The organism is Spiroplasma endosymbiont of Nebria brevicollis, assembly GCF_964030895.1.
Lineage (GTDB): Bacteria > Bacillota_I > Bacilli_A > Mycoplasmatales > VBWQ01 > Spiroplasma_E.
In genome coordinates, this window is sequence record NZ_OZ034986.1 from 1,260,870 (window position 1) to 1,286,903 (window position 26,034).

The 26,034-nt window shown below is 24.1% G+C and carries 32 protein-coding genes; 7 read left to right on the plus strand and 25 right to left on the minus strand.

Annotation, left to right across the window (positions count from 1 at the left end; all coding sequences use genetic code 4):
- Position 1: 1 nt before the first annotated feature.
- From AAHM98_RS07455 to AAHM98_RS07500, 10 genes are all read right to left on the minus strand, one after another.
- Positions 2-1,471, minus strand: a complete 1,470-nt coding sequence (locus AAHM98_RS07455) for a hypothetical protein (RefSeq protein WP_342275927.1) — start codon at positions 1,469-1,471, stop codon at positions 2-4.
- A 4-nt stretch (positions 1,472-1,475) separates the two neighbouring features.
- Positions 1,476-3,131, minus strand: coding sequence for a hypothetical protein (locus AAHM98_RS07460; protein WP_342275926.1), 1,656 nt, complete (start codon positions 3,129-3,131; stop codon positions 1,476-1,478).
- 41 nt (positions 3,132-3,172) lie between these two features.
- The gene (locus tag AAHM98_RS07465; RefSeq protein WP_342275748.1) at positions 3,173-3,514 is read right to left on the minus strand and encodes a hypothetical protein; all 342 of its coding nucleotides are present in this window, start codon (positions 3,512-3,514) and stop codon (positions 3,173-3,175) included.
- A gap of 6 nt (positions 3,515-3,520) precedes the next feature.
- Positions 3,521-4,036, minus strand: a complete 516-nt coding sequence (locus AAHM98_RS07470; RefSeq protein WP_342275917.1) for a hypothetical protein — start codon at positions 4,034-4,036, stop codon at positions 3,521-3,523.
- A gap of 8 nt (positions 4,037-4,044) precedes the next feature.
- Entirely contained in the window at positions 4,045-4,962 is a 918-nt protein-coding gene (locus tag AAHM98_RS07475; RefSeq protein WP_342275746.1) for a hypothetical protein, read from the minus strand.
- The gene (locus AAHM98_RS07480) at positions 4,962-5,804 is read right to left on the minus strand and encodes a hypothetical protein (protein WP_342275924.1); all 843 of its coding nucleotides are present in this window, start codon (positions 5,802-5,804) and stop codon (positions 4,962-4,964) included. Before AAHM98_RS07480 ends, AAHM98_RS07475 begins: the two co-directional genes overlap by 1 nt.
- Complete coding sequence (locus AAHM98_RS07485) at positions 5,770-6,060, minus strand: hypothetical protein (RefSeq protein WP_342275923.1); 291 nt, start codon at positions 6,058-6,060, stop codon at positions 5,770-5,772. Before AAHM98_RS07485 ends, AAHM98_RS07480 begins: the two co-directional genes overlap by 35 nt.
- 3 nt (positions 6,061-6,063) lie before the next feature.
- The gene (locus tag AAHM98_RS07490; protein ID WP_342275922.1) at positions 6,064-7,383 is read right to left on the minus strand and encodes a hypothetical protein; all 1,320 of its coding nucleotides are present in this window, start codon (positions 7,381-7,383) and stop codon (positions 6,064-6,066) included.
- Positions 7,384-7,395: 12 nt separating this feature from the next.
- Positions 7,396-7,920 (minus strand): hypothetical protein, encoded by a 525-nt coding sequence (locus AAHM98_RS07495; protein WP_342275991.1) that lies wholly within the window; start codon positions 7,918-7,920, stop codon positions 7,396-7,398.
- Positions 7,921-8,041: 121 nt separating this feature from the next.
- Positions 8,042-8,425, minus strand: coding sequence for a hypothetical protein (locus AAHM98_RS07500; protein ID WP_342275810.1), 384 nt, complete (start codon positions 8,423-8,425; stop codon positions 8,042-8,044).
- 95 nt (positions 8,426-8,520) lie between these two features.
- Between AAHM98_RS07500 and AAHM98_RS07505 the strand changes: the two genes are divergently transcribed.
- On the plus strand, positions 8,521-9,624 hold the full coding sequence (locus AAHM98_RS07505) for an Mbov_0401 family ICE element transposase-like protein (RefSeq protein WP_342276222.1): 1,104 nt from the start codon (positions 8,521-8,523) through the stop codon (positions 9,622-9,624).
- Between the two features lie 151 nt (positions 9,625-9,775).
- Here the strand turns inward: AAHM98_RS07505 and AAHM98_RS07510 are convergent, their stop codons facing one another.
- From AAHM98_RS07510 to AAHM98_RS07570, 13 genes are all read right to left on the minus strand, one after another.
- The gene (locus AAHM98_RS07510; RefSeq protein WP_342276223.1) at positions 9,776-10,195 is read right to left on the minus strand and encodes a hypothetical protein; all 420 of its coding nucleotides are present in this window, start codon (positions 10,193-10,195) and stop codon (positions 9,776-9,778) included.
- Positions 10,182-10,340: a hypothetical protein gene (locus AAHM98_RS07515; protein ID WP_342275895.1), complete on the minus strand. Its 159-nt coding sequence runs from the start codon at positions 10,338-10,340 to the stop codon at positions 10,182-10,184. The genes AAHM98_RS07510 and AAHM98_RS07515 overlap by 14 nt, the downstream gene beginning before the upstream one ends.
- Positions 10,341-10,342: 2 nt before the next feature.
- Entirely contained in the window at positions 10,343-10,528 is a 186-nt protein-coding gene (locus AAHM98_RS07520; protein ID WP_342275906.1) for a hypothetical protein, read from the minus strand.
- A 14-nt stretch (positions 10,529-10,542) separates the two neighbouring features.
- A complete protein-coding gene (locus AAHM98_RS07525) occupies positions 10,543-10,749 on the minus strand; it encodes a hypothetical protein (protein WP_342275759.1) in 207 nt (68 codons plus the stop codon).
- 13 nt (positions 10,750-10,762) lie between these two features.
- Entirely contained in the window at positions 10,763-10,936 is a 174-nt protein-coding gene (locus AAHM98_RS07530; protein ID WP_342275760.1) for a hypothetical protein, read from the minus strand.
- Positions 10,937-11,062: 126 nt separating this feature from the next.
- Positions 11,063-11,548, minus strand: a complete 486-nt coding sequence (locus AAHM98_RS07535; RefSeq protein WP_342275892.1) for a hypothetical protein — start codon at positions 11,546-11,548, stop codon at positions 11,063-11,065.
- Between the two features lie 360 nt (positions 11,549-11,908).
- On the minus strand, positions 11,909-12,055 hold the full coding sequence (locus AAHM98_RS07540) for a hypothetical protein (RefSeq protein ID WP_342276224.1): 147 nt from the start codon (positions 12,053-12,055) through the stop codon (positions 11,909-11,911).
- A 93-nt stretch (positions 12,056-12,148) separates the two neighbouring features.
- Complete coding sequence (locus AAHM98_RS07545; protein WP_342276225.1) at positions 12,149-12,679, minus strand: Dam family site-specific DNA-(adenine-N6)-methyltransferase; 531 nt, start codon at positions 12,677-12,679, stop codon at positions 12,149-12,151.
- The gene (locus tag AAHM98_RS07550; protein ID WP_342276226.1) at positions 12,679-12,879 is read right to left on the minus strand and encodes a DNA adenine methylase; all 201 of its coding nucleotides are present in this window, start codon (positions 12,877-12,879) and stop codon (positions 12,679-12,681) included. The genes AAHM98_RS07545 and AAHM98_RS07550 overlap by 1 nt, the downstream gene beginning before the upstream one ends.
- 615 nt (positions 12,880-13,494) lie before the next feature.
- Positions 13,495-14,409: an ABC transporter permease subunit gene (locus AAHM98_RS07555; protein ID WP_342276227.1), complete on the minus strand. Its 915-nt coding sequence runs from the start codon at positions 14,407-14,409 to the stop codon at positions 13,495-13,497.
- A gap of 2 nt (positions 14,410-14,411) precedes the next feature.
- Positions 14,412-15,605 (minus strand): ABC transporter permease, encoded by a 1,194-nt coding sequence (locus AAHM98_RS07560; RefSeq protein WP_342276228.1) that lies wholly within the window; start codon positions 15,603-15,605, stop codon positions 14,412-14,414.
- Between the two features lie 37 nt (positions 15,606-15,642).
- On the minus strand, positions 15,643-17,337 hold the full coding sequence (locus AAHM98_RS07565) for an ATP-binding cassette domain-containing protein (RefSeq protein ID WP_342276229.1): 1,695 nt from the start codon (positions 17,335-17,337) through the stop codon (positions 15,643-15,645).
- A gap of 19 nt (positions 17,338-17,356) precedes the next feature.
- The gene (locus AAHM98_RS07570; protein ID WP_342276230.1) at positions 17,357-18,475 is read right to left on the minus strand and encodes a hypothetical protein; all 1,119 of its coding nucleotides are present in this window, start codon (positions 18,473-18,475) and stop codon (positions 17,357-17,359) included.
- 593 nt (positions 18,476-19,068) lie between these two features.
- On the opposite strand from AAHM98_RS07570, the gene AAHM98_RS07575 reads away from it, so the two are divergent.
- The 4 genes from AAHM98_RS07575 (at position 19,069) to AAHM98_RS07590 (ending at position 21,935) form a co-directional block, all read left to right on the plus strand.
- Positions 19,069-19,194: a hypothetical protein gene (locus tag AAHM98_RS07575; protein ID WP_342276231.1), complete on the plus strand. Its 126-nt coding sequence runs from the start codon at positions 19,069-19,071 to the stop codon at positions 19,192-19,194.
- 65 nt (positions 19,195-19,259) lie between these two features.
- Entirely contained in the window at positions 19,260-20,348 is a 1,089-nt protein-coding gene (locus tag AAHM98_RS07580) for a cation-transporting P-type ATPase (RefSeq protein WP_342276232.1), read from the plus strand.
- Positions 20,272-21,336, plus strand: coding sequence for an HAD-IC family P-type ATPase (locus AAHM98_RS07585; RefSeq protein ID WP_342276233.1), 1,065 nt, complete (start codon positions 20,272-20,274; stop codon positions 21,334-21,336). The genes AAHM98_RS07580 and AAHM98_RS07585 overlap by 77 nt, the downstream gene beginning before the upstream one ends.
- A gap of 95 nt (positions 21,337-21,431) precedes the next feature.
- Positions 21,432-21,935 carry a cation transporting ATPase C-terminal domain-containing protein gene (locus AAHM98_RS07590; RefSeq protein ID WP_425289586.1) on the plus strand — a complete coding sequence of 168 codons (504 nt, stop codon included), beginning with the start codon at positions 21,432-21,434 and terminating at the stop codon, positions 21,933-21,935.
- An 80-nt stretch (positions 21,936-22,015) separates the two neighbouring features.
- Here AAHM98_RS07590 and mnmG read toward each other — a convergent pair whose 3' ends face one another.
- Positions 22,016-23,899 (minus strand): tRNA uridine-5-carboxymethylaminomethyl(34) synthesis enzyme MnmG, encoded by a 1,884-nt coding sequence (gene mnmG, locus AAHM98_RS07595; protein ID WP_342276234.1) that lies wholly within the window; start codon positions 23,897-23,899, stop codon positions 22,016-22,018.
- A gap of 256 nt (positions 23,900-24,155) precedes the next feature.
- On the minus strand, positions 24,156-24,284 hold the full coding sequence (locus tag AAHM98_RS07600) for a hypothetical protein (RefSeq protein WP_308149844.1): 129 nt from the start codon (positions 24,282-24,284) through the stop codon (positions 24,156-24,158).
- A 542-nt stretch (positions 24,285-24,826) separates the two neighbouring features.
- Between AAHM98_RS07600 and AAHM98_RS07605 the strand changes: the two genes are divergently transcribed.
- Positions 24,827-24,988 (plus strand): hypothetical protein, encoded by a 162-nt coding sequence (locus tag AAHM98_RS07605; protein WP_342276235.1) that lies wholly within the window; start codon positions 24,827-24,829, stop codon positions 24,986-24,988.
- 173 nt (positions 24,989-25,161) lie between these two features.
- Positions 25,162-25,806, plus strand: a complete 645-nt coding sequence (locus tag AAHM98_RS07610) for an IS3 family transposase (RefSeq protein ID WP_342276236.1) — start codon at positions 25,162-25,164, stop codon at positions 25,804-25,806.
- Positions 25,807-26,034: the final 228 nt, after the last annotated feature.

Consider the following 26,034-nt stretch of genomic DNA (forward strand, 5'->3'; position numbering starts at 1 on the left):
ATTAATCACCACCAAAATTATTTTTATTAATTAATAATTTATTATTAATACCATTAATTAATCATTTCATTTCATGCATTAATGCATACATATCACTATCTCAAGTATCATCATGTAAATCTAACATTTTCGGACTATTATTAGTATCTAATTTCTTTTTATCTAATCATTGCATTAAACTATATTGTCTTTTAGTTTCTGGACATCTTTCTCAATTAAAACTAATAATATTTTTAAGCATACAAATTGTTGTAAAATCAATTCTATCATTTAAATATAAAATTGATTTATCTACTGCTATAAATTTTAATCATGTTATATTACGTTTTTTAACTCAACTTTTTAAAACATCAATAAATACTAACCCACCATTACCATAATCAACATAACAAGTAAAACCAAATAACATTGCTATATAACGTTTACTTTCATTAATATAATAATTAATAATATCATTTGCTAAAGTATCAGTATCTTTATATTGCATAGTAACATTACTATGATAAAATTCACTTTCTTTATGTGCTCTTCTACCATTATCATTTTCACCAATAAATCATAATGAAGCAGATGTAGGATGACCACTTGGACTTGTTGCCATACCTATATCTAAACCACCAGTTAATCTTTGTACTTGAAAATCTAATTTAGTATTAACTTTATCTAAATATCTAGCAAAAATAGCACCTTGTAAAATACTTGGTACACCATAATATCAACTTTGTGCTTTAATTGGATCTAATACTTTTAATTCTTCTAAATCATTAATCATATCTAATGTAAGATTATGAGCATTTACTTTTCAATTACTATAATGAAATAATTTAAAAATATTATTATCAAATATTGATTTAATTTGTTCATTTTTTTCTTTCATTATTTCTAAATTAAAAGGTACAATTTTATTCATATATTCAATATAATATTGATAAATATTATCTGGATTACAACTTTTTATTTTTATTCTTTTTTTAGCATTACCTAATGCAAATGTTATTGCTTGAAATTCTTGTTGACTAAATTCATTTGCTTCTTCACATCATTCAATTGCTAAATCAAAACCTTTTATTTCACTACGAGAAAGACCTTTTAAAGGTATTCTATCATTTGAATTACTATATACACCCATTACCCTAATAAATGATTTAAAACCTTTAAAACGAAAGTCTGCTTGCTTATTAGGGTATTTTAAAGTAAAGTCTTTATAATCATTCAATCCAATTATTATTAAAGCATTATATATTTCTTTTACTAAATCATTAATATCTTTATTTAATTTTCTAAATGCATAAATAGCAATTGATTTTTGTACTTTAATTGATATAACTATTAATATTGCTAATTCTTCTGCTATACTATATGTTTTACTAGAATATCTACTACCACTAAGATTATATTCACTATGAGTAAAATCACTTTTATTTAATAATCAATAACTAATTTCATTTAAATAAGTAAATTCTTTATTCATAATATTATTCCTGTAATTCTTCTAGTAAATATAAACCAGATGAATTATATAAATCAATTATAGTAACACAAACAATTTTTCTTTCTCGTGTACCAACTGGAATACTATTTAAATAAATTGCACCAGTAATTCCATAATTTCCTTTAACACTTCCAAAAAGATGACATATTTTTGGAGTAAGTGGTACTTGGTCTGGTAATAATTGTGGTGTAAATATAATTTCTAATTTTGGAGCATAACTATAATAAGGTTCAAGATTACTTACATTATTATAAGTTAATTTATATTTTTTATTAGGTTTTAATTCATATTCTATTTGTGTGTTATTTTTTATTAATTTTCCTACTTTTTTTCATTTTGGAATTCTCGGAGTAGGATTTGGATTATTTTTAAATTCAATATCTCAATAATTTTCTTCTATTTCATTAGTTTCTAAACTACTTGATTTAAGTTTTAAAGGTTTAGTTCTTTTATTTAATTCATTAATAGCACCAGTAATAGTTTTATCAGTAGTTTGTAAATTATCATCTTTAATATTTTGTTTTAAAACTATAATATTCATATTATTAGTTACTTCAGTATGAAGTTGACTAATTTTTAATTCTACTGATTTTATATCATTATTATGATTTTCAATACTTTCTTTTTTATCTAATAAATTATTAGTTTCTTCTTTTTTATAATAATCAGTTAAATCTGGCGGTTCACTACCACCAGTAGCACTAATAATATTATCTTTAATAGTTATATTAGTACCTGCAATTAATTTATCTTGTTTTAATAATAATTTATCATCTGCATATTTTTTTGGAATTAAAGTTCCATTTAAATAACTTGAGTAATCTTCTGTAAACGGATTAAAATTTTTATAAGCAACTCATTTATATATAAAATTAGGTACTAAAGTATGTTTTAAAATTTCAATAGCATTTTTTTTATCATCAAGGTCATCAAAATAAATTACTTTATCACTAACATCACTATTAACTATATGAGTTTCTTTATCATATTTAATATTAATAGTTTTTTTTGGACTTTTAAATTCAGGTACTGTAGTACTTGTATTAATACCTCTAGTATCAATATTAACAACTGGTCTTAACATATTTTGTGTATTAGTAATAGTAATTTTAGTTCTAATATCTAATGATTTTATATTAGTATATGGTATATATGCATTTAATGGACTATCTTCTCCACAATTTGAAATAAATTTATTAAAATAATTATTTTTTTGTGGTTCTATTCCTTTTAAATTAAAACCTTTAATATTTGGATATTCTTTAATTTTTCTTAAATAATTAAATACTTCGGGTGGGATAAAATAAGGGTCATCTGGATTAGTTTCACTATAAGTTAATCCACCTTGACTAATTGAACCTTGACCACGTAAATAATCTACATCTTTAGTTAATAAAAATCTAACATAATTAGTAGTTGCTGTTTGAACATTATTTGTAAAATCTGTTGGTGTTATTTCTGGTCATTTTTTACTAATAGTAAAACCACTTAAATAATCAATATTACTACTAGCTACAGATATTGCAAATCAAATTTCATTATCTGGAGTAGTTACTTTATCAAAAAATAATTCATTAAAATATTTTGATAATTTAAATTCTTCAACTGTAATAAATAATATTGGGTCTTTAATTGCCATAATTTACTCCTTAATGTAAAAATAAAGGGTATTTAAACCCTTTAAATTTTAATTTTAGTTACTTTTTTCTTATCTTTATTTGTTAATTCTTGACGTTTTGCTTTTTGAGCAATAATAAAATCTTCAAAATCTTTTTCATCAACATCAAAAGCATCTAATTTTTGTGCAATAGGAGTTTCTGTTAATTGTAATCTATCATTTAATTGTTTAATATTTAAAATAATATATTCAATTAATTTATTAATTTTAAGTTCTTTAGCAACTATATCTTGTTTATTTTTTTTAATTTTTTTTGAAATAATAGATAATACAAAAGTAATAATAACACCACTAGTAACTGCTCCTCCTATAATTCCACTTAATAAATATACTGTTAAATTCATTTTTTATTACACCTTTTCTATTTGAATTTTATTTGAATGATTTTTACATAAAATACATTCTTTTTTATGTTTTTTAATTTGTTGATATTGATAAATTAAATAAGGACTTGTAATAATAATTGGAATTATTATTAATCCAAATTTAAGTAATTTTCCATAATTACCTAATTTAGTTGCTAGATTTAATCCTATATGACTAAACATTGGAAATAAAGTTAAAACCAAATGGTCAGGTCAAGTAAAATTATATTGAGTTGTATAACTTCCAATTCCCATTTCTATTGGTATTTTAGGTAGTAATCATGGTGTTATTGTAAAAAATAATGTTATTAATATACCAATAATATGACTAGTTATTTTTAAAATATTAGATATTAATATTTTGATTTTATCTATATGAGTACTATTTTTATTAAATCAAATTTTATTTAATTTTTTATATTCTTTATTATCTTTTGATATTGGATTAATAGTATTTCATATACCAATTGGTTTAATAGGTTTTGTTAAATCTATATCCATATAATCACCTACTTTCATGTTTTATATTTACTTTTATTTTTATAAATAGAAATACCTATATTTTTAGTAGTACTACTTGTTTTATGAAAATTTAAATATTCTTTTCTTTCTACTCTTCATGCTCTACTACCTAATTCAGTTTTTGGTAAAGTTTTAAATTCTTTAAGTTTAAAAAATCCACGTTCTAATCTATTAATAAATGCAGTTGTTTTTAATACATTAATATTAGTTGATTTAAGCACATTATAGCGTTGTTTACCTTTACTAATACCTTTCTCTTCTTTAAGTTGTTTCTTAACATATTTACGTATTTGTGAAGGTAAAAAACCCCTTAAAAAATATCTTCAAAATATTGTTCCAGCACCACTACCATTTTTACCTTTTTGAACTTTCATTAATTCTCAAGTCTCTTCATTTACATTAGGATAAGTATATGGACCATATCAACGTTTATTTTTATATGTATCAGATTGTATTAAAACTTGTAATAATCCTAATTTAAGTGATTTATTAGATTTATAAAATAAACCTTTTTTTAATCATGAACTAGATAATATTACTCAACCTTTATCATCTTTATTATCAGTTTCTTTTACATCTTTATTATTTAAATCTTTAGTATCTTTAGTTTTATTATCTTTAAATAAATTATTAACTTTTTTAATTGGATTAACAAATAATTTATCTAATTCAGTTTTTAAAATAGTTAATTCATTAGGTTTTAAAATAGATAATAATTTTTTAGCAATATTAGGATTAAAAACTGAATAAGGTTGATTTAATTCTTCAATAGAAACATTTTCACTATCTAACACTGATTTTAATCCATTATCTTTACTATAATTTTTTAATAAACTAACAATTAATACTCGAATATCATCACTAGCTAATGCAGAATATATTAATCTAATAATTAAAGGTAACATTATAAAGTAAATAAACTATTACTACGTTGAATATTAGGGTCATAATCATTAATAGTATCTCTTGTTTCATAGTTATCTCAATCAAAATTATTATCATCTGATATTATTGGTTGAGTTTCATTATCAATAAATGAAGTTTCTTGCATTTCTCTATCATGATTTGTTTTCATTGGTAATAAATTATGTATAATTTCACTAGCACCCGCTATTATTGTAGGAATAGCATAAGCATTATTAAAATCATTATTAATACCCATTGCTACACCACTACTAATTAAACACCCACCAGTACCCATATTTGCTATTTTTCTTATTGGTTCAAATCTATTAGGTATTAATTCAGTAATTCCACTAATAAGATTTGAAATACCATAAGCATTTAATGAAATATAAGTATCTCAATCCATTAAATTATTAGAATTATTATTAAATAAATTATCTGGAAATGGATTAACAGTTGTTGATGTTGTACTTGTAGTAGTTATAGGAGATATAGTACTTGTTATTGGATTAATTGTTGTACTAGGTTCTATTGGTGTAATAACAGTATTTAAAAACTTACTATAATTTGCTAAACTAATTGTTCCTAAACCTAATAATATTTTTTTACTACTATTAATAAATTTAGTTTTAGAAGAAGGTCTTTGATTTAAATTTCATATATCTAAACCTAATTTTTTACCAAATAATAAAGAATTAATTGAGCCTAATATTGGATTACCTATTAATTGTCCATAATAAGCACTGGTTCCAATCATTGCTAAAATTGGACTTATACCTGTTCTTATTAATTTTATTAAAGTATAGTTACTCAATGGTATAGTTTCAGCATGTTGTGGCATGTTTATTTTCTCCTTTTAATAATTTAGTAGATTTTTTAATTTGAATTAATACTTTACCTTTTAAATTAACATTATCTCCAACACATACAGCAAAATTATCATGTACATTACTTACTCTTATATAATTTGGATTTAATGTTGGAAATTCATAAAGTAATATTGCTAATATATCTTGCGAACTATTTAAATCTTCTGGTTTTGGGGAATTTATAATAATATGTGATTTATCATTAAAATATTTATATATAAATTCCATAATTTAAGCCTTAGTAAATGTTAATTTAACTGTTCCATAATATTCTTTATTATCACCAGTCATAGTTGCACTTGTATTAGTAATATTAGTATATGTTGCTTTTTTAGGTTCAAATCCAACATTACCTATTTTTACTATTGCTATATCTAATTCATCACTAGTAGGATTATCACTAGCAATAGTAATTTTTCCTAAATCTTTATAATAAATTATATTTTGTAAATCTAAAATATTCATATTATCATAATCTGTTGATTGATAAGTAGCATTAACATTAGTTGGGTCTGTTTTATAATTTTTTGCTCTTGCTGTTTTAATTTCATCAATTGTTGGCATTTTTTCTTGAATAATATACATTAAATCTGGTCTAATTGCACTTGGTAATGCATATAATGCTTTCCCAATAATACGAATATTATCTGTTGCATTATCTAATTTATTTCTTACTTTTGTAAATGAAATAGGCATACCTCACATATATCTGTTATAAACTACACCAAATAAATTTAATAAATTATAATCTTTTTCTAAATGCATACCAGAAACTGTATCATGAATAAAATCTTGTTCTAAATAAAAACTTTCATAAAATTCCATACCCATAATTTGATTTGTATATCTTTTACCAGTTGCTAAAGTATTTGCAGCAATTTGACCATAATTTAATAATGTAAATGCTTTTGCCAAATTAAAACTACTATCAATACCACAAGCACCAGTTAAATCTGCTTTATTAATACCAACCGTAATATCATCTACTTTTTTAATTAATTTATTATTTCTTTCTCCAATTATATAATAAGCATTTAATGCTTGTTCTTTAGTCATATTATTTAAATTTAAAGGTAATACTAATGATTTAGCAATTGCATAATCTTTGGTACCTTGTAAAAATATTAATTCAAAATTTTCTCTTAAATTTCTCATAAATGAACTTGTTCAATTTGAAACAATTTGAGTTGCTACATTTGCTGGTGAAGTCATAAATCTTTCAATATCAAATTCTGGAATATTAAAATCAATTGTTAATTCTTTATCAATAATTAATGTTGTTGTTTTAACTGTTCCTTTTTGTCTTTTAGTACCAGTAAATTCATCTCATGTTGAACCTCATAATACACGAACTGTTGCTCTATATATTGCCATTGCGACACCACTAATATTTGCTATTTGGTCAGCAGTAACAGTATTTCTCATAAATAAAGTACTTATTTCAGCAGTTAATTCACCACGAACTTGTGCTTCAAGTACACTTAAAACAGCATTTTCAGTAGGTGTATTACCACCAATAATAAATGCTTTAGGTATTTGTGGAATTGCCATTTTATCCTCTTTCTATTTAATAGATTTAAGTGCATTTCCTCTTGCTAAATTTACAAGTTTTTCTAATTCGTTAGGGTCAGTAATACCTGTAGTTTTTGCTTTTTCATTTAATTTTCTTTCTAATTCTTCTGGATTAATACTATTTGTATGTAAATCTAAAAGAGTTTTAGGATTAAAATCATTTGTATTAGGTTTATTTTCTTGTTTAAAAGATTCTGATATTTTATCAATAAGAAATTCTTTATAATCTTCATTTATTTTATTAAATGCTTCTTGTTTAGATAAAGATTTATAATTATCAGTACTCATTAAATTTTTAATTAAATTTACTTTTTTAGTATCTTTAATATTAGAAAATAATTGTTGCTCTTCATAACTATTAATTTTAGTTTCATATTCTTTTAATTTAGTTTGTTGTTCTTGTAGTTTTGGATTTAAGATTTTATTTTCCATAAATTCTTCATGTTCTTTAACTAATCTTTGTAAATTTTCTGGTTTAGAATAATCTACTTTATCATCTCATTTAAAATTTTCCATTTTAAACTCCTTATTAATAATAATTCCTATTATTAGGCAAATAGTCACGCCATGTTTCATAATAATTATATCATTTTTACCCTTTAAAATAAAGAAAAAATCTATATTAAATATAGATTTTCTAATTATTATTTTCAATTTTTCTTGGTTCAGTAATATTAATAATTATATTACTATTATTTGTTTCTACATCTTGATTATCTATTAAATCATCAAACATATCTCTATGATTTGTTCTTAAATATAATCATTCATATTGTGCAACTTTAGTTACATTTTTTAATCGTGCAATGCCTATTTTAAGGCATGCTTTATCATATTCGTTAATAAAATCTTTTTGTCATTTTGTCGGTCTTCTTCGGCAATCAAATATGTATTTATTATCAACCTTTAAAATATAATTTAATTCTTGTTTAGTACATTTTTTAAGATTATCTTTATTTGTTCTTAAATATTCTTGTATTTTTTCTTTATAATTACCTAATTCTTTTCTTTGTTTTGGCATATTATTCACCTTTTATCCTTATGTATATTATAACATTTACTATTATTCTTATATATAATCATTTTAGATTAATAATTAAGAAAGGAATTAATATTATGACTTTAATTAATAATGAATATGATTATAATTATTTTAAAACTTATGATAAAAATAAATATAAATATATACAAAGAAGACAAAAATTAATTATTAATCCTTTTGGAAAATCTTATCTTCCATTAAGAATATATAAAAATTTAGAAACTAATGAAAATATATGTCCAGTAAAAAATTTTATTAAAATTCTAAAATATAAAAATTGTACTAATCGTTTATTAAATTTTATATTAAAACAAATACATAAAGGTAAAAGACAATGTGATATTAAAGATATGTTACCCGATTGTCCTATTTCAAATCAAACTATTAGTAATATAATAAAAAATAGTAAATTTACTATTCAACCTTTAAAAGAAAAAATTAAAGTATTAGATAATCAAAAACTTCATATTGATATTGATGATTGTTATGAATTTTTAAGAAATGATTATGGAATAATAGAAAAACATTGTATTAAAATTTTTAATCTTTATACTCATAAAATTAATATTAGTAAAAATAGAAATAAATTATTAAATAAAACAACAGCATTTTTATTATATAAAAATGATGATAATATGTCACAAGATAAAGTATATAATTTTGTTTTTGAAACTATTAATAATAATTATGATATTAAAATAAATAGTTTAAAAGATTTAGAATCTCAAAATCTTAATTTAATAATTGCAGGTGATGGTGCATTATCAATAAGAGCAATGGCTAAATTATTAGGTGGTTATTATATATTAGATAAATTTCATGCTTTTAGTTATCTTTGAAAATCATTTGTTGGTAAAAGGGGAAAGAAAAAAGAATCTACTGATTGAACTAAGTATATAGATTCATCTGCTTCTTTTAAAAACGGTAATTATAATCAATTTATTAATATTTTAGAAAATAATGTTGATGAAAAAACATTTAATTATTTTAAAAATAATACTCAAGGTATTATTAATCAAGGAGCAGATTGAAATATTGGTTGTTATGCTGAAAGTACTGTTTTTCATTTAGTAAAGTCATTAAAAGGAAATGGTGCAAAAGCATATAATTCTAAAACATTTATTAATATGTTAAATGCAAGAGTAGCATATCTTAATAAACAAAATATTAGTTTTTAGTTAATATAAAATTAAATAAATATTTACCTAAATAGTTAGGAATTTTTAGATTAAAATAGTAAAATTAAAGTGATATTATTGTTTACAAGAATGATAATATATGGTATAATTACACTAACAATTAAAGATATATTTCTCTCATTGAAAGTATCTATACGTATATTTTATTCGCCCAATATTTATAAATTAAATCTGGTGTTCCAGCAATAATATCATAAGTAAATACTTGTTCACATATATATTTAGTATTTACTTTAAATTCTTGTAAATTATTTAATAAATTTTCACAATATTGTAAATAATTTTTATTAAATAAATGTTGAATATTATTTAATAATTTATCTTTTATATTATTAATATTTATATTTTTAAAATATAATTCTGCTACTTTATGAACAGTTTCTCCTCTTAATCTAGCATTTTCTAATCTATCAAAAGGTATATTTTCATAAGGATTTTTATCTTCATATAAATAATATTGAATAATTTTAGAAACTGAAATTAATTCTTTATTTTTAATAAAATATTGATGTGTATCTTTTTTAAAAATTAAATTATTATTCAATTGCATTTTTAATTAAATTCCTTACAAATTTATTAATTGTAATATCTTTTTCTACACAAATTATTTTTAATTTATAATAATCAGTTTTATTAACTCAAATATGAATTTGTTTAATAATTAAATCTTCTTGATTTTTCTTATGTGCTGGCATTATTATTCAACTCCTTTAATATCTAATTCCATTACTAATATTTCATAATGTTCAATATAAGCATTTTCTAATATATGATGTTTATAATTTTTATGAAAATTAATAGCATTTTCAATTGTAGAAAATATTTTTTGTTTTCTTTTATTAGTATAATTTACTTTATATTTTAATAAATAATTATATTGCATATTATTTTTCTCCTTTAACCTTTAATAATTTTTTTATAATGAATAATTACTTGTTCTAATTTATTTATTTTTTCATATGAAAAATAATCTTTCATAATTTTTAAATCACCATCATTATCAATTTCAAATTCTAATTCTTCATATTTACTATTAAATTCTTCTTGTAATTCTTCAAATTTATCTATTAATTTTCTTGCATTTTGTAATTCTAATTGATTCATTATCTTTTCTCCTTTAAAAATTTTCTAATTGTAATTCATTAATATAATAGTTATATAAACTATCATAGTTATCACTTGTTAAATATATATCTTCTTCAATCATATTATTAATACATTTATTACAATAATAAGAATTATCTATTTCACTAATTCAAATATATTTTTTATTATGTAATTTACATTTCATTATTTTTACCTATTAATTTATAAAAACAGTTATTACATGTTCTATTAGCAAATGAAGATTTTTTATAACAAATATCACAGTTATGAGTAATAATATTTCAATTAAGCATTTATATTAATTCCTTTCTTAATATTTTAAATAAAATATTTTATTATTATGAGTTACTAAATCTTTTAATGATGTTACTATATAATTTATTACTAAATCATTATGATTATATGGATTATTTATTTTAAAACTTTTTCTATCTTTTTCTCAGGTAATATTATATTTAAAACATTCTTCATTTTTTATTTGTCCAATATAATAACCATTATATTTTTTATAAAATTCACAAGATATTAATTCATTTTCATTAGCAGTAACATTTGGAATATTTTTTATATATTTTAAAATTTCACTACCTTTAATAGTAGAAATATCATTTATAATAGATTTTTTACCTAATTTATAATCTCAATCTTCAAAAATTTTTATTAATATTTTTTTATTTTTATTATCAATATTAGTATATTGAATAGAAAATCATGTTTCATATTCACCAATTTCTAATAATATACCTTTATCTGTTTCTTTAATTTTACTTTTTAATTCTAAATTAATAGTTGTCATATATTCCTTTCTAACCTTTCTATTATGTATAAGCCTTATCACTTACAGTGATAAGGCTTATATACTAAATATTTACTATCTACTACGTATAGGCTTATTGCTACTGTAAGTAGCAATAAGCCTCGGAGGGTAGGGGGTTCTAGGGGGAAGGGAACCAAAAAAAAATATAAAGTTATAAAAGACCAACACAAAAATTACTATTAGTTATATCTGCACTATAGCCTTTAATAATTTTTATTAAGTTATGTAATAATTAATTACTTTAATAAAGTACAGATTTATCAAAATAATTAATTATAATTGTTTAACAATTAAAAATGAGAGTATTATCTCTCATTTATATTTTTATTAAATCTATACCTATTTTGGATACGCCCAAAGATATTTTTTTAATTCAACAAGGTAATTTCAAACTTGATAGTAAATTTTTTCAAAGTTAACATAATATTCATAGTCAACTATTGTGGTTTTAAGATTATCAATAATAATTGTAAATGTTCTGTTCATATCTACTATTATCCCTTCATTAATAATTATATATAATAGTCTCTATTCCCACTCTGCCTTTTCCATTAGAATTAATCATTCTTTTTACAGGAACTACATCAATAGTAAAACTTTATATAACTCATTTATTAATGGTGTATTATGGTTTGTTATCATAACATAACAGCCTTTTTCTTTTAACTTATGAGCGAAATTAGATAGTCTTTTTTGACCTTCAATACCAAATTTATCTTTTGTATAATTATCAAAAGTATCTTTTTTTATTAAATCATATGGTGGATCGAAAAAAATAAAGTCTCCTTTTTGTGCATAATTACAAACGTTCTCAAAATCGCTGTTTAAAATATCAACATTGCTATTTAAGATTTTACTTAAACCTAAAATATTATTTTTTTCATATAATTTAACTTTTTCTTTTTTATTTCAGGGAACATTAAAATGTCCGGATTTATTAACGCGATACAAACCATTAAAACACGCTTTATTTAAATAAATTAATCTAGCAGTTTTAATAAAAATATTTTTTTCATTTCAGTTTATATCCCGATCTTGCTTTCTAATAAGATAATAATATTCTTTGGAATTTAAACCATGATTTAGTTCATGTTCATCTAATAATTTCATTAATTTTTGTGGATTTTTTTTATTGCTTTATACGCATTAATTATAAAATTATTATTACCATTATGTATATTAAAAAATAATGCCCCACCACCTATAAATGGTTCTAAATAATTTTTAAAATCTTTTGGCATTCTTTTTTCAACTTCTTTTAGCAACTGTGTTTTTCCTCCAACTCACTTTAAAAAAGGTCTAATTTTCATAAAACACCAACTTTCTTAAATTAATTTAACATATGATTTTTAATATAATAAATTATTATCTTAATTATATAATAGATTAACATTATTAGTTATAAAAGTTGATTTACATTACATTTTTAAGACAATTATGATTAACTAAATACCAACAAAAATGAAACTAATAATAATTAGTAGGATAATGCCATCTTTAATTTTTGTTAGAAAACTAGCAATAACAGTTATAGTATCAGGAGCATGTGGTCAGTCAAACTTAATTAGAGTAATTATTAATAAATTCTAATGATACTTAGCTAGCGTGCTAATTATTATTTTCTAATACTTGTTGTAATAATACTTGGATATTTTCTATTCTTTGTATAGACGAATGGAATAAGGTTTTAATGCTTTCACCGTGAAAAAATGCTTTTGCTAAAACATAAAACCATTACTACAATTCAGGTATCTAATTTTGTTTTTTCTCAAAGAAAGGCACCTGTTTTTTGGGCAAGAATATCATAGTCATTAAAACCAATATTATGAAGTAAATGATAGATGTACAACCAAACTTTTGAACCAACTATTTTACTCAATCAAAAGATTAAGAAACACTCCCTAATCTTTAAATTCAATAACCTACTATTGTCATCTCCGTCCAGTTTTAACATATGGTACACCTCAAGATGGTGGTAACATTGTATCAGGTCGAAATATCATCAGTGCCAATAAAGCAATTAAGTACGGTAACATCCCTCATAGTCAAGAGGGAATATTATTACTAATCAAACTAAAACTTTGTGATGCATTACCAATTTGATAAATAAAAGAAAAAATTAAACAAATAATAGTTGTTAAAACAAATCTACTACGTGCCATCATTCATAGCGGAATTAATAAAAACCCAATTCCATTAAAATTATTAGTATCAATAAAACTACTAGGTAGTATATAAACAAAGAATGCTCCGGCAAAACATGCTAATGAACTAGAAATTAAAGAAATATACATTCGTGACCTTCTAACATGAATATAGTTCAAAGCGACTGCTGTGGGATTTTCACCAATACCCCTAATATATAGTCCCAGTTTTGTTAAAAATAACAAAGCAGCAAATAAATAAATAACTATCAATGTTACTAAAAATGATGGTCACGAAAATAAAGGAATATAAATACTTGATAATGAATAATTAATTGTTCCTGTAAAAGATAATGGTAAAACTACTGCTAAACCATATCCTAAATAATTAATAACCATAGAAACTAAAAACTGATTTGCACGAAAAATCAATGTGGCCAAACTATGTAATAAACTAAAAATCATACCGACAATAATAGTAACAAAAAAAGCTAGAATCGCAACAGAACCACCCATACTACTCTTTAATTGAGAAACAATAATACAATAGAATGCTGCACCAACACACATGATACCATCAAATCCTAAATTAACAATTCCAGCACGCGTATTTAAAATACCACCTGTACATAACAATAATAATGGACAAGCAAATAGAAGGGTATTAACTAAAACAGTGGTATATGAGAAATCCATAATTATTTTTCCTTTTCTTTCTTACGTATAATTTTATCTTTTAATGTTGTTAATTTATTTTTAGAAAGTTTTTCATCTGCAGTTTGTAAGTGAATTACTGGTATTTTTTCTTTTTTACTAACTTTTTTTTGAGGTATTTTATGTCGTAATATTTTTTTCTTAAATTGTTCTCATCGTTCTTTAATAAAAATTGAATGCCATAAATAATGTCAAATAAATGGATAAATACCCACTAAATAGATTGTTATTCCTAAAATAATTAATGCCATTTCAGGATTTTTCAAATAAATAAAAGCATTATGTTCAATAGGACTAACAAATAAACTAACAAAAAAAGTAGAAGGTAAAACAAACAATGGCGCATAACCTGCCATGGCTGCCACAACAATACCATAAAATCCTTCTTGAATCGGACTTGATAATACTGGCAGATGATTATTCATTCCTAAAAAATATAAGTAACCAGCAACACCAGCAATTGCTCCTGAAATTGGTAAAATTATTAATCCTTGGAATTGTGGATTTAATCTTGCTTGTTTAGCAGCAATCGGATTTTTAGCAATCGCATTAAGTTTAAAACCTAAAGTACGATTATTAAACATAATAACCGCCACAATGAAAATTAATAGGGAAATAATAATGGCAACCGAAAATAAATTAGTAACACTAAACGTACCACTAATTAATGAAAACCGTAAATTAGTAATAGCAGTAGGGATTTTTAAATCTTCATATATCTTACTACTCATAATCCCTTTATATCCTTCTCAAGCAATGAAATTAAATAAAATGGTACTAATAACTTCATGAACTTTAAAATAAGCTTTTAAAGCAGCAATCAGTAATCCTGATAAACCACCAATCACAATCGCAACTAGTATTAAGAAAGGTGTAATTCATTGGGTATGACCACCACTTTTAGCAATCGCAACAGCTAAGACATACGCAACCATAGCACTGAACATCATCTGCCCCGAAACACCTAAATTATAAATTCGGTATTTAAAAGTAATAGCAACAGCTAATCCTGCCAGCAAGAGCACGCAAAATGTTTCCACTAAATTACTAAAAATTACTAAATTGCTTAACGGTTGAATAAAAATGGTATTTCAAAATGATAAGGGATTAACTTTAGATATTAATAAAATTAAACTAACTACAAAAATCGTGGTAATAAATAATAATCCACCTACCAATCAAAATTTCCATTTTTTAAGATTCTCTAGCATAGTTCTAACCTAACCTTGACTTAATATTTGCCAATTTCTTATTAATTCAATTACGTAATTTAATCATTGGCTTATTAATATAACTAATAAACTTTTTTAATTTTTCCTTTTTTACTGACCATTTTGTTTGTGGTAAGTGATACATTTTATCAGTTTTAATAACTATTTCATTAGTGATAGGAAATTCTTGTCATCGTGCTGGATTATTCATAATTTCCACTTTAACACTATTATTTGCTAGTTTACAAACAAATTGTTTATGATACATAACAGCCACACGCTGACATAATAATTGTAATAAATAAGGATCTGTATCAATAATTAAAATACTAGCACCTGTTTCTCGTAATGCTATTAATTTTTTAATAATTAATTTTGCTGACTTTTCATCTAAGTCACAAAATGGATTGGATAAAATTAATAGTTGAGGATTTTCTTCAATACTACGAGCTAATACAAATTTTTGTAATTCACCTTTTGATAACTTTTGAACTTTTATATACATATCATTTTCATCAAAAATTTGATATTCTTTAATAATTTCTCTTACTTTTTTATTAACAATGGTAGTTTTAACAACTCCTGATTTAGTTACATATTTGGGTTTATTATAATTTCAAAATGTAAAATTTTCAAATAACGTTGCATCAGGAATAACTCCTTTATGAATATACCGACCTGATACTCAATCAATGCCTAAATTACTAATATCTTGTGGTTTCAATTTAGTTATTTCTGATTCTTTAAAAAAGATACGTCCCGTTTTAGTTTTGTTAATTCGCACTAAACTATCAATTAACACTTCACTATAAAGGTTTTCGAAATCATAAATTCCATAAATTTCACCAGGAGCAATTACCAATTCAATGTCATGAAAATCAGAAAGATTAGGATTATTTTCTGCTAAATTATCAACATACAATAATGGAACACCAGTAACTGCTTGTGGTTTATGATAGTTAATAACATTGCTTCAATAATCAGTTGCAAACATTTTAGTGTTTTCACTCAATTTCATAACTTTGGTATTAATAATTTGATAATCTTTAATCCAAGAAACACGATCAGAAACAGCTTTGGCAAATTCTTCATCTCTAGTTGTAAATATGACCGTTATTTCTTCACTGCGTAATGTTTTAAAAATCATTCAAAATTCTAATTTTTGACTATCTGATAAGCCAACAGTTGGTTCATCTAGTAATAAGATTTTTGGTTCTTTAAATAGGGCACGTAATAATGATAGTTTTTTTAATTCTTCAATGGCAAGTGTTGATACTTTTTTATCTAAATTAAGTTTAATTTTATATTTGGTCATTAAACTATTAATCCTAAACTCTGCTTCTTTTCAATTAGGAAATATTTTAGCAACTAATGGTTCATTGCCTAAAACAATGTTTTGTTTAACATTGAAATCATTTAAGAAAAAATCATCTTGGCCAGCATATGCCATTTTAAACTTTGACATTTCACTAGGGTCTCGGGGATATGGTGTTCCTTTTTTAACACTTGAAATTATAATTTTCCCTTTGGAGGGGCTATCAAATCCAGCAAACATTCTAAGTAATGATGTTTTACCAGCAGCATTGCTGCCAACAATGGCATGAACTTCTTGACCAATTTCTAAATTAACATCTTTAAAAATAGCACGGTTATCATAGTACTTAGTAAGATTAGTTAATTTCAATATTGCTTTTCCCATAATTACATCCTTGTCTTACTTAATAAAAATTAATAATACTAACACCATAAGTCTTATTTTTACTTTCTGGTAATCCCAAATCAGGAGTAATTTTGTATTTAACATCAATTTCAGGTTTTACTGTTTCATCGATAATTTCTAATCCTGCACTAAAACTAAATGCTAAATAACTATTATTATCATAAACATAATCATTTTTATTAGTAACATCACAACCAATGAATTTAATAGTTTTACTAAATGTTGGTCTTGTGGCAATTAAACTAGCAGAATAAGAAATAATGTTGTTATATCAAGAATTAGGATTAACAATAAAATTAACGCCCTGATGTTCATATAATTCTTGGGCAATTTGTCCCACAGCACGGATACCATCGGAACTATGAACATTACTCGTAACAAAACTATCATGAGGATTAACTTCAATAATTTTATAGACAACAGTTCTACTAGCAGTATTAATAATCTTAATTTCGGCTTTAAATTGTTCTAAAATTGTTTGGTCATAAGTAATACCAATATTATTAATAACTCCAATTTTAACAATGGGACGTCCAGTATTTAAATCACTATCAAAACTATATTCACTATTAGTAATACCTGCTTCAACATTGGTAACAAAATGTCGTGCTAATTGTTTTCCATACTCTGGTTTGGCAGAACTAGTGCCATTAGCACTGTTAAATCTAATGTCATAAATATTATTGTTTACTTTTACTGTATCAGCAATGATGTTGTTGAAAAAATAAAATTTTACATCTTGAAATTGTTGCATAATACGAACAATATTGTTAGTGTAATGGACACTTGTATCACTACTGTGCGGAATATATTTCTGGAAACTAGGATTTAAAACAAAAACTTTTTTAATATTGTAAGTTGTTAAAAAATTCCTTAGCATATTTGCATATTGATTATCATCTTGGGAAGTAAATAAAGTTGCAACATGATTGTTTCCATAAATTGTTTGTAATTCTTTAAAAATAATTTGATCATTATTATTTTGGTGTTGGGCATGTTCATAACTGGTTAGTACCAACACAGTGGGCTCTAAATTCCAACTACAAGCAGAAATACTACTAGCAGTAGTAGTTAATGTTGGTAAAATAATTGTTAATATTAAAAACCGACGAAACATGTTAACACCACCAAATATTACTTATTAACATTATACTAGAAAACTCAATTTAAAAGAAATGAAGCACTTTATTTACTCATATAATAATTTTAAAATTAAAAAGTCTTAAACCATGATAAATTATTAATTAATAAACTAAATTCATTTTGGGTGTTAGCAATGGTCTTATAAAATAAATTACACACAAAAATGGGTTTTGCCTTACTCAGGACCGATATCCTCATTTATTGTCGTTATCTTATGATAATGTCTTAATAGTTAATAATAAGAGTAGATTGTTGATTCAATTAATATTTTTTCTAAGTCTACTTTAGTATAGGTGTTCACTTAGAGTTTACCCTTTCATGGTCATTTTCTCAATGTGAATTTTCACTTCTTTATTATTAATAATTTTACTTAAATCTTTTTCTGAATTTCATTTCTTATCATCATTTTTTTAGTAAGAACAACTTCTTTTTTGAAATTTTCTAATTCTTCTTTGCTTTTTTGGTTTTCATTAAATTTTTTATTATAGTTAAATTCTCGAGTTAAAAAATTATTTTTATTTTTAAAAAAGTATGTTATACTCTCAAAGAGTAAAGGAGAGTGATATCATGGCTGAAGAAGGTTCCGTCTGCAATAATATAGACAATATTACTAATATGATAATTAGTAATATTAAAGATATGCTTTTAGATAAAGATCCAGTTAAATATCCTCTTAAATTTTTATTAATATAAAATAATTTTTTATTGTATCAATAACTTACTCCTTATTTTGCTTTTAAATAAGGAGGTAAAAAATTATGAAAAGATTTTTAAATAAAATTCATTTTAAACTACAATTTAGTTTTAAGAAAGATTTAGTATACAATAATGGTGACCATATTAAAACAATGACCCAAACTAATCAAAAAACATTACTAAATAAATTAGAACTAGAAAATTTTGGTCTTAATAATGATCAAATTGAAACAAAAACAAAACAATATGGCAATAATGTTTTAAAAAAAGCAAAATTCAATTGGTTTTTAGAATTTTTAAAAGCATATTTTGGTCCATTCAATATTATTTTATCAATTATTACTGTTTATAATTTATTTTCATACTTTACTGATGATGATGCTTCAAGTTATTCACTTGTTGCTGCTATTATTGTTGGTACAATGATTATATTAAGTGGAACATTAATTTATATTCAAGCAATGCGTGCTTTCTTTATTACTAAACATTTAACAACTTTAGTAAATAACACTGTAACTGTCATTCGTAATGTTAATGCAGGACAATTAATCAATAAAGAAAACTCAATTGCTATTATTAAACAAGCTCAAGAAATAAATGTAAGTGAATTATTACCAGGTGATTTAATTCCAACTGATGTAAAAATTTTATTAAGCAATGATCTATTTATTAACCAATCTTCACTAACAGGAGAGTCACTGCCTGTTGAAAAACATGCTGATAATAATCCTAAGTATCAAAATTTATTTGATTTGCAAAACATTTGTTTTATGGGAACAAGTGTGATTTCAGGAAGTGCCATTGCCATCGTTTTAGCAACAGGTGCTAATACTTATTTTGCCACTATTGCTCAAACAATAAATAAAAAACGACCAACAACTAACTTTTCTAAAGGAATAAAACGTGTTACTTTAATGTTAATTTGTTTTATGCTAGTAATGGTACCCATTGTCTTTATTGTTAATGGATTCTTAAAAAATGATTGAGCAAATGCCTTTATTTTTTCAATTTCGGTTGCTGTTGGTTTAACTCCGGAGATGTTGCCGATGATTGTAACATCAAATTTAGCACGTGGTGCCAACAAAATGAGTAAGCAAAATAGTAGCTGCCATTCAAAATTTAGGCGCCATTGATGTTCTATGTACTGATAAAACTGGTACATTAACCAATGATAATATTGAAGTAGTTAATTATATAACATTAGATAATCAAGAAAATAAGGATTTAATATCATTAATTTATTTAAATAGTTATTTTCAAACAGGAATTAAAAATCCAATGGATAGTTCAATTATTAAATTTGGTCAAGAGCATAACTTAAACGATTTACATAAATATTATCAAAAAATTGATGAAATTCCTTTTGATTTTAATCGTCGAAAACTAACAATTGTTCTACAAGATAAACTTAATAATAAAAAATTAATTTGCAAAGGAGCTGTTGAAGAAGTTATCAAAAGCTGCAATCGTATTTTTTACCAAGGTAAAATTATGCCCTTAACAGCAGATTTACTAAGAATGACTAACGCAACAATTACTAACTTAAATCAAAAAGGACTACGATTATTAGGAGTGGCTTATGAGGATCAAAATCTCACTGCTGACAAATATAATGAAGAAAACGAAAAAGATTTAATTTTCTATGGATTTGTAAGTTTCTTAGATATCCCTAAGCCATCAGCAGTTAAAATAATCAAACTCCTAAAAGCACATGGTGTAGATTTAAAAATTTTAACTGGTGATAATGAATTAGTAACACGTGCTATTTGTAATCGTGTTAATTTAGAAATTAAAGGTTTAATTTCAGGTGAACAATTAATAGGATTAGCAGAATATGAATTAAAACAGATTGTTGAAAATAATAATATTTTTGTTAAACTGAACCCATTACAAAAAGCAAAAGTTATCGAAGTATTGAAAAGTAATGACCATGTTGTTGGCTTTATGGGTGATGGTATTAATGATGCTTTAGTACTACGTCATGCTGATGTTGGTATTTCTGTCGATAATGCTACTGATATTGCTAAAGAAGCATCTGATATTATTTTATTGGAAAAATCATTATTAGTATTAGAAAATGGTATTGTTGAAGGTCGTCGTATATTTGGTAATATTTTAAAATACATTAAATTACGATAGTTTCTAATTTTGGAAATGTATTTAGTATATTAACAGCGTTAGCATGATTTAGTTTCATTCCCATTTCTCCAATTCAATTATTATTTCAAAATCTATTGTATGATATTTCACAATTTGCTATTGTTTTTGATCGTGTTGATGATTCATTTTTATTAAAACCACAGCGTTGAAATGCCAAAGATATGTTGCCATTTGCCTTTGTTAATGGACCAATAAGTAGTATTTTTGATCTTACTACCTTTGCCATTTTAGGAATTGCCTTTGGAGTATTTGCTAATCCTAGTGAAGCTAATATTAATATGTTCAATTCAGGATGATTCATAGAAGGTTTATTAACACAAACATTAGTTGTACAAATGTTTAGAACTGAAAAAATTCCATTTATTCAAAGCCGAGCAACATGACCTGTTAATGTCATGGCCATGACCATTTGTATAATTGGTTTAGTTCTCCCATATACTTATATTGGTAATCAAATTAATATGGTAGGACCACCACCAATTTATATTCCTATTGCCTTAGGAATAGTTGCAAGTTATTGTTTATTAAGTCAAATTGTAAAAATGGGTTATATTAAAATATTTAAAAAATGACTATAATAACACAATAATGACTTTTATGTATCAACATCAACCTACTAAAAACAAAAAAGTTGTAATCTATGATTACAACTTTTTTATTAACTATTTAAATGAGGATATTTACGCTTTAAGAAAAATAATAAAACTTGAATATCAGCAGGACTAACACCAGAAATTCTAGTGGCATGAGCAATGGTCAATGGTCGAACACGTTTTAGTTTTTCACGTGCTTCACCAGTAATACTTTCTACTAAATCATAATTAATATCACTAGGAATCTGTTTTTTTTCTAAACTATTAGCTTGTTGTGCCATTTTTAATTGTTGATTAATATATCCTGAGAACTTAATAGTAATTTCTAATTCCATAAGTTCATGGTATAATAAATCATTTAATTGTGGTAATTCATCACTTAACATTTTTAAACTAATACCGGGACGTTTTACTAATTCATAAGCCACAATATGATTATGAGGAATTGTCCCTAAATTATTATTTACTAAAAATTGTGCTAATTGTGAATCAGGACTAATTTTAGTATTTTTTAAATCTTCAGTAATACTATTCATTAATTGTTGTTGTGATTGAAATTTAGCATAACGTTGTTCACTAATTAAACCCACACGATGTCCATGTTTAAGTAACCGAGTTTGGGCATTATCATTACGTAATAATAAACGATGTTCGGCTAATGAGGTTAATAAACGATATGGTTCAATAGTACCTTTAGTTACTAAGTCATCAATTAAAACACCAATATATCCTTCATCACGTTTTAAAATTAATGGTTCTTGTTTCGTTAATTTTAAGTGGGCATTAATAGCAGCCATTAAACCTTGGCAGGCAGCTTCTTCATAACCACTAGTGCCATTAATTTGACCAGCACTAAATAAATTTTTAATAATTTTAGTTTCTAAAGTCGGTCATAGTTGTGTTGGTTCAAAAGCATCATATTCAATAGCATATGCTCATTTTAATACTTCACATTTTTCTAAACCTGGTAATGTTCTTAACATTTTATCTTGAATATCAATTGGCATTGAAGTTGAGAAACCTTGAACATAAATAGAATCTAAATGAATTGATTCAGGTTCTAAAAAAATTTGATGACGTGGTTTATCAGAAAAACGAACTACTTTATCTTCAATACTTGGGCAGTAACGAGGACCTGTCCCTTGAATTTCGCCGTTGTACATTGGTGATTTATCTAAACTATTATTAATGAGAGCATGGGTTTTATCATTTGTATACATTAAATAACAAGGCAATTGTTTACTTAATGGTAAGAAGTCAGCAGTTTCATGAGAAAAGGCTAATGGTAAATCACTACCTAGTTCAATACTTGATTTACTAAAATCAATACTATCTCTTTTAACACGAGGTGGAGTTCCAGTTTTTAAACGAATCATATTAAACCCTAAGGTTTTTAATTGATTTGAAATACCATTACTAGTTCTTTGACCATCTGGACCTTCAGTTTTTTTATTATGACCTTGTAATGTTAAAGCAGTCATATAAGTGCCAGTTGTTAAAATAACAATTTTACTTGTAATTTGTTTTCCATTTTCTAAATTAATACCTTGCACAATACCGTCATTAATAATTAATGATTGAACCATTACTTCTAGAACAGTTAAGTTTTTTTGGTTACTAGTAACCTCTTGCATGTATTGTGAATAAGCTATTTTATCAGATTGCGCACGAATAGCTCATACAGCAGGGCCACGAGAATTATTTAATAGTTTCATTTGTAAAGCAGTAGCATCTGCTGCTTTAGCCATTTCACCACCTAGGGCATCAATCTCTCTGACAACAATTCCTTTGGCAGGGCCACCAATAGAAGGATTACAAGGCATTAAAGCAATTTTAGTTTTGTCAAGGGTAATTACTGCTGTTTTATGTCCAGTTCGAGCAGCAGCTAAAGCAGCTTCAACACCAGCATGACCAGCACCAATCACAATGATTTCATAATCATGTTTCATATATTTCACCTCCAATTAGATGAGTTAATGTTTTAAAAAAATTGATAATATTAAAATTAACTACTGTTAATAATAAATTTCAATAGTAATGCTATCATAAAGTTTAAAAATATAATAGATGGTTATTTAAGAATTTATTAATATTATCGGTGTTTTTTATAAAAAATAAGATTGGATAGAGTATAATTTTTAACATAAGAAAAACTATGCTATTTACATAGTGAAACATTTTGTTTTATACAATTAAAATAAAGTCTTAACTTTCAAATAATTTATTAATTAAATCAAGATGAGTTTTAATTGAGTAAATACTTTTATTTTTTTTATCAAGATTTTCAGTAAACTCTAGTTTAATAGCAACACGGTAATTCACATCTTTTTCCATGATTTTATCCTCTTGTATTCTAAAAATTTTTCATTTAATCCCTATACATAATAATTATATTACTATTTTTATAATTTGCAAATAAGTTTTATTGTTAAATACACTTATTGAGTTTCATTTAAGGGAAAAATATTTTAAATATAAAGGGTTTTATGGAATAAAAATATTTTTTTAATACATAATTTCTTTTTGCTAATTTTTTACCATCAGAAATTATTTTTCTTGGTTGTAATATTTCATAATTCATATTATTGTCGCTAACCATCTTAGCTCATGCCGATATCGTGTTTTACGACTTCGTTTTTAATTTCGTAGGTGTATTTTACTTTAACGTCAAATTTTTTTCTATAATCTTACAACATAGATTTTGAAAAAAGTTAAAAGTTGTGAATTATCCCCCTATCCCTTGTAACAAAAAAATAAATTTTATTTCCAATTTTATATAAAATCATGACAAAAACTTAAAAAAATGTATAAATGAATTAGTGTCGTATATTAGATTAATTATCCTAAGAGAAGAAAGGGACGTAGATTAATATTTCATGAAAAGCAGTGATTATAAAAAAATCAGAAAAATATCATTAAAACAAAATCAACTTTGTATTACTACTGATAAAAAAGAATCATTATTTAACTTAAGCGATATCAATTGTATAGTTTTAGAAAATAATTATACTTACGTTACGTTACAACGCAAATTTTAGCTAAGCTAGTTACAAAATGAAATTAAAGATAAATTAATTGAATTATTGATTAATTCTAAAACATGAAGGAGAATAATAAAAAAAGATCTAAATAGGTCTGATCACCTATAATAAAGTAGACACAAAAAAGAACCATTTTGTGGTAAAACTTTATTGAGAGAGATGTTCATTTTATGCATAAATGATATTCAAAAGAAGAAAAAATAGAAATGTTAAAAAAAGTAGAAGGTTTAGGTTGTATTACTGCAAGTAAAATATTAAATGTTGATAAAAGTAGTATTAAAAGATGACGCAAATCTATAAGAACTTTAGGTGAAGATAGTCTTATTCCAGGAAAAGGTATCCAATCAAAAGGTAAACGGCAAGGTAGACCTAAAACTCTTGATTTAAATGAAATGACTAAAGAAGAACTAATTCAATATATTGAGGTAATGAATCATCTAAAAAAGTATTTAGAGATATCGAAAAAGGGAAAGTGCCAGGCGATATCTCAATTACAAACAAAAAATCCAGTTAATTACCTTTGTAAATTATTAAAAGTTTCAAAATCTGGTTATTATAAATGACTTAACAATGGTATGAAACAGTTTAATAAATGGATTCCATTTATTGCTAATATAATTAAAAGTACATTTTATGCGTTCAAAGAAATTTATGGTTATAACATGATTTGTTGTTGAATAAAGAAAATTTATAAGTTAAACATACAACCACATATTGTTTATAGGTATATGAAAAATATGGGTTTAAAATCCAAAATTAGAACAAAGAAGTTTGATTATAGGTTAAAATCTGGCAGTTTAAGATATGATAATTAGACCGTAATTTTGCAACTACTGGTTTAAATCAAAAATTAGGCACTGATATAACCTATTTACTAACTAATGGTAAAACGTATTATTTATCAATCGTTAAGGATTTTCACAATAATGAAATATTAGATTACAAAATAAGTTCAAGTTTAGATATGTCATTTGTAACAAAAAATATTATTCAAGCTTGAGTTAATGTTGGAAAGTATAAAACATGAATTTTACAATCAGATC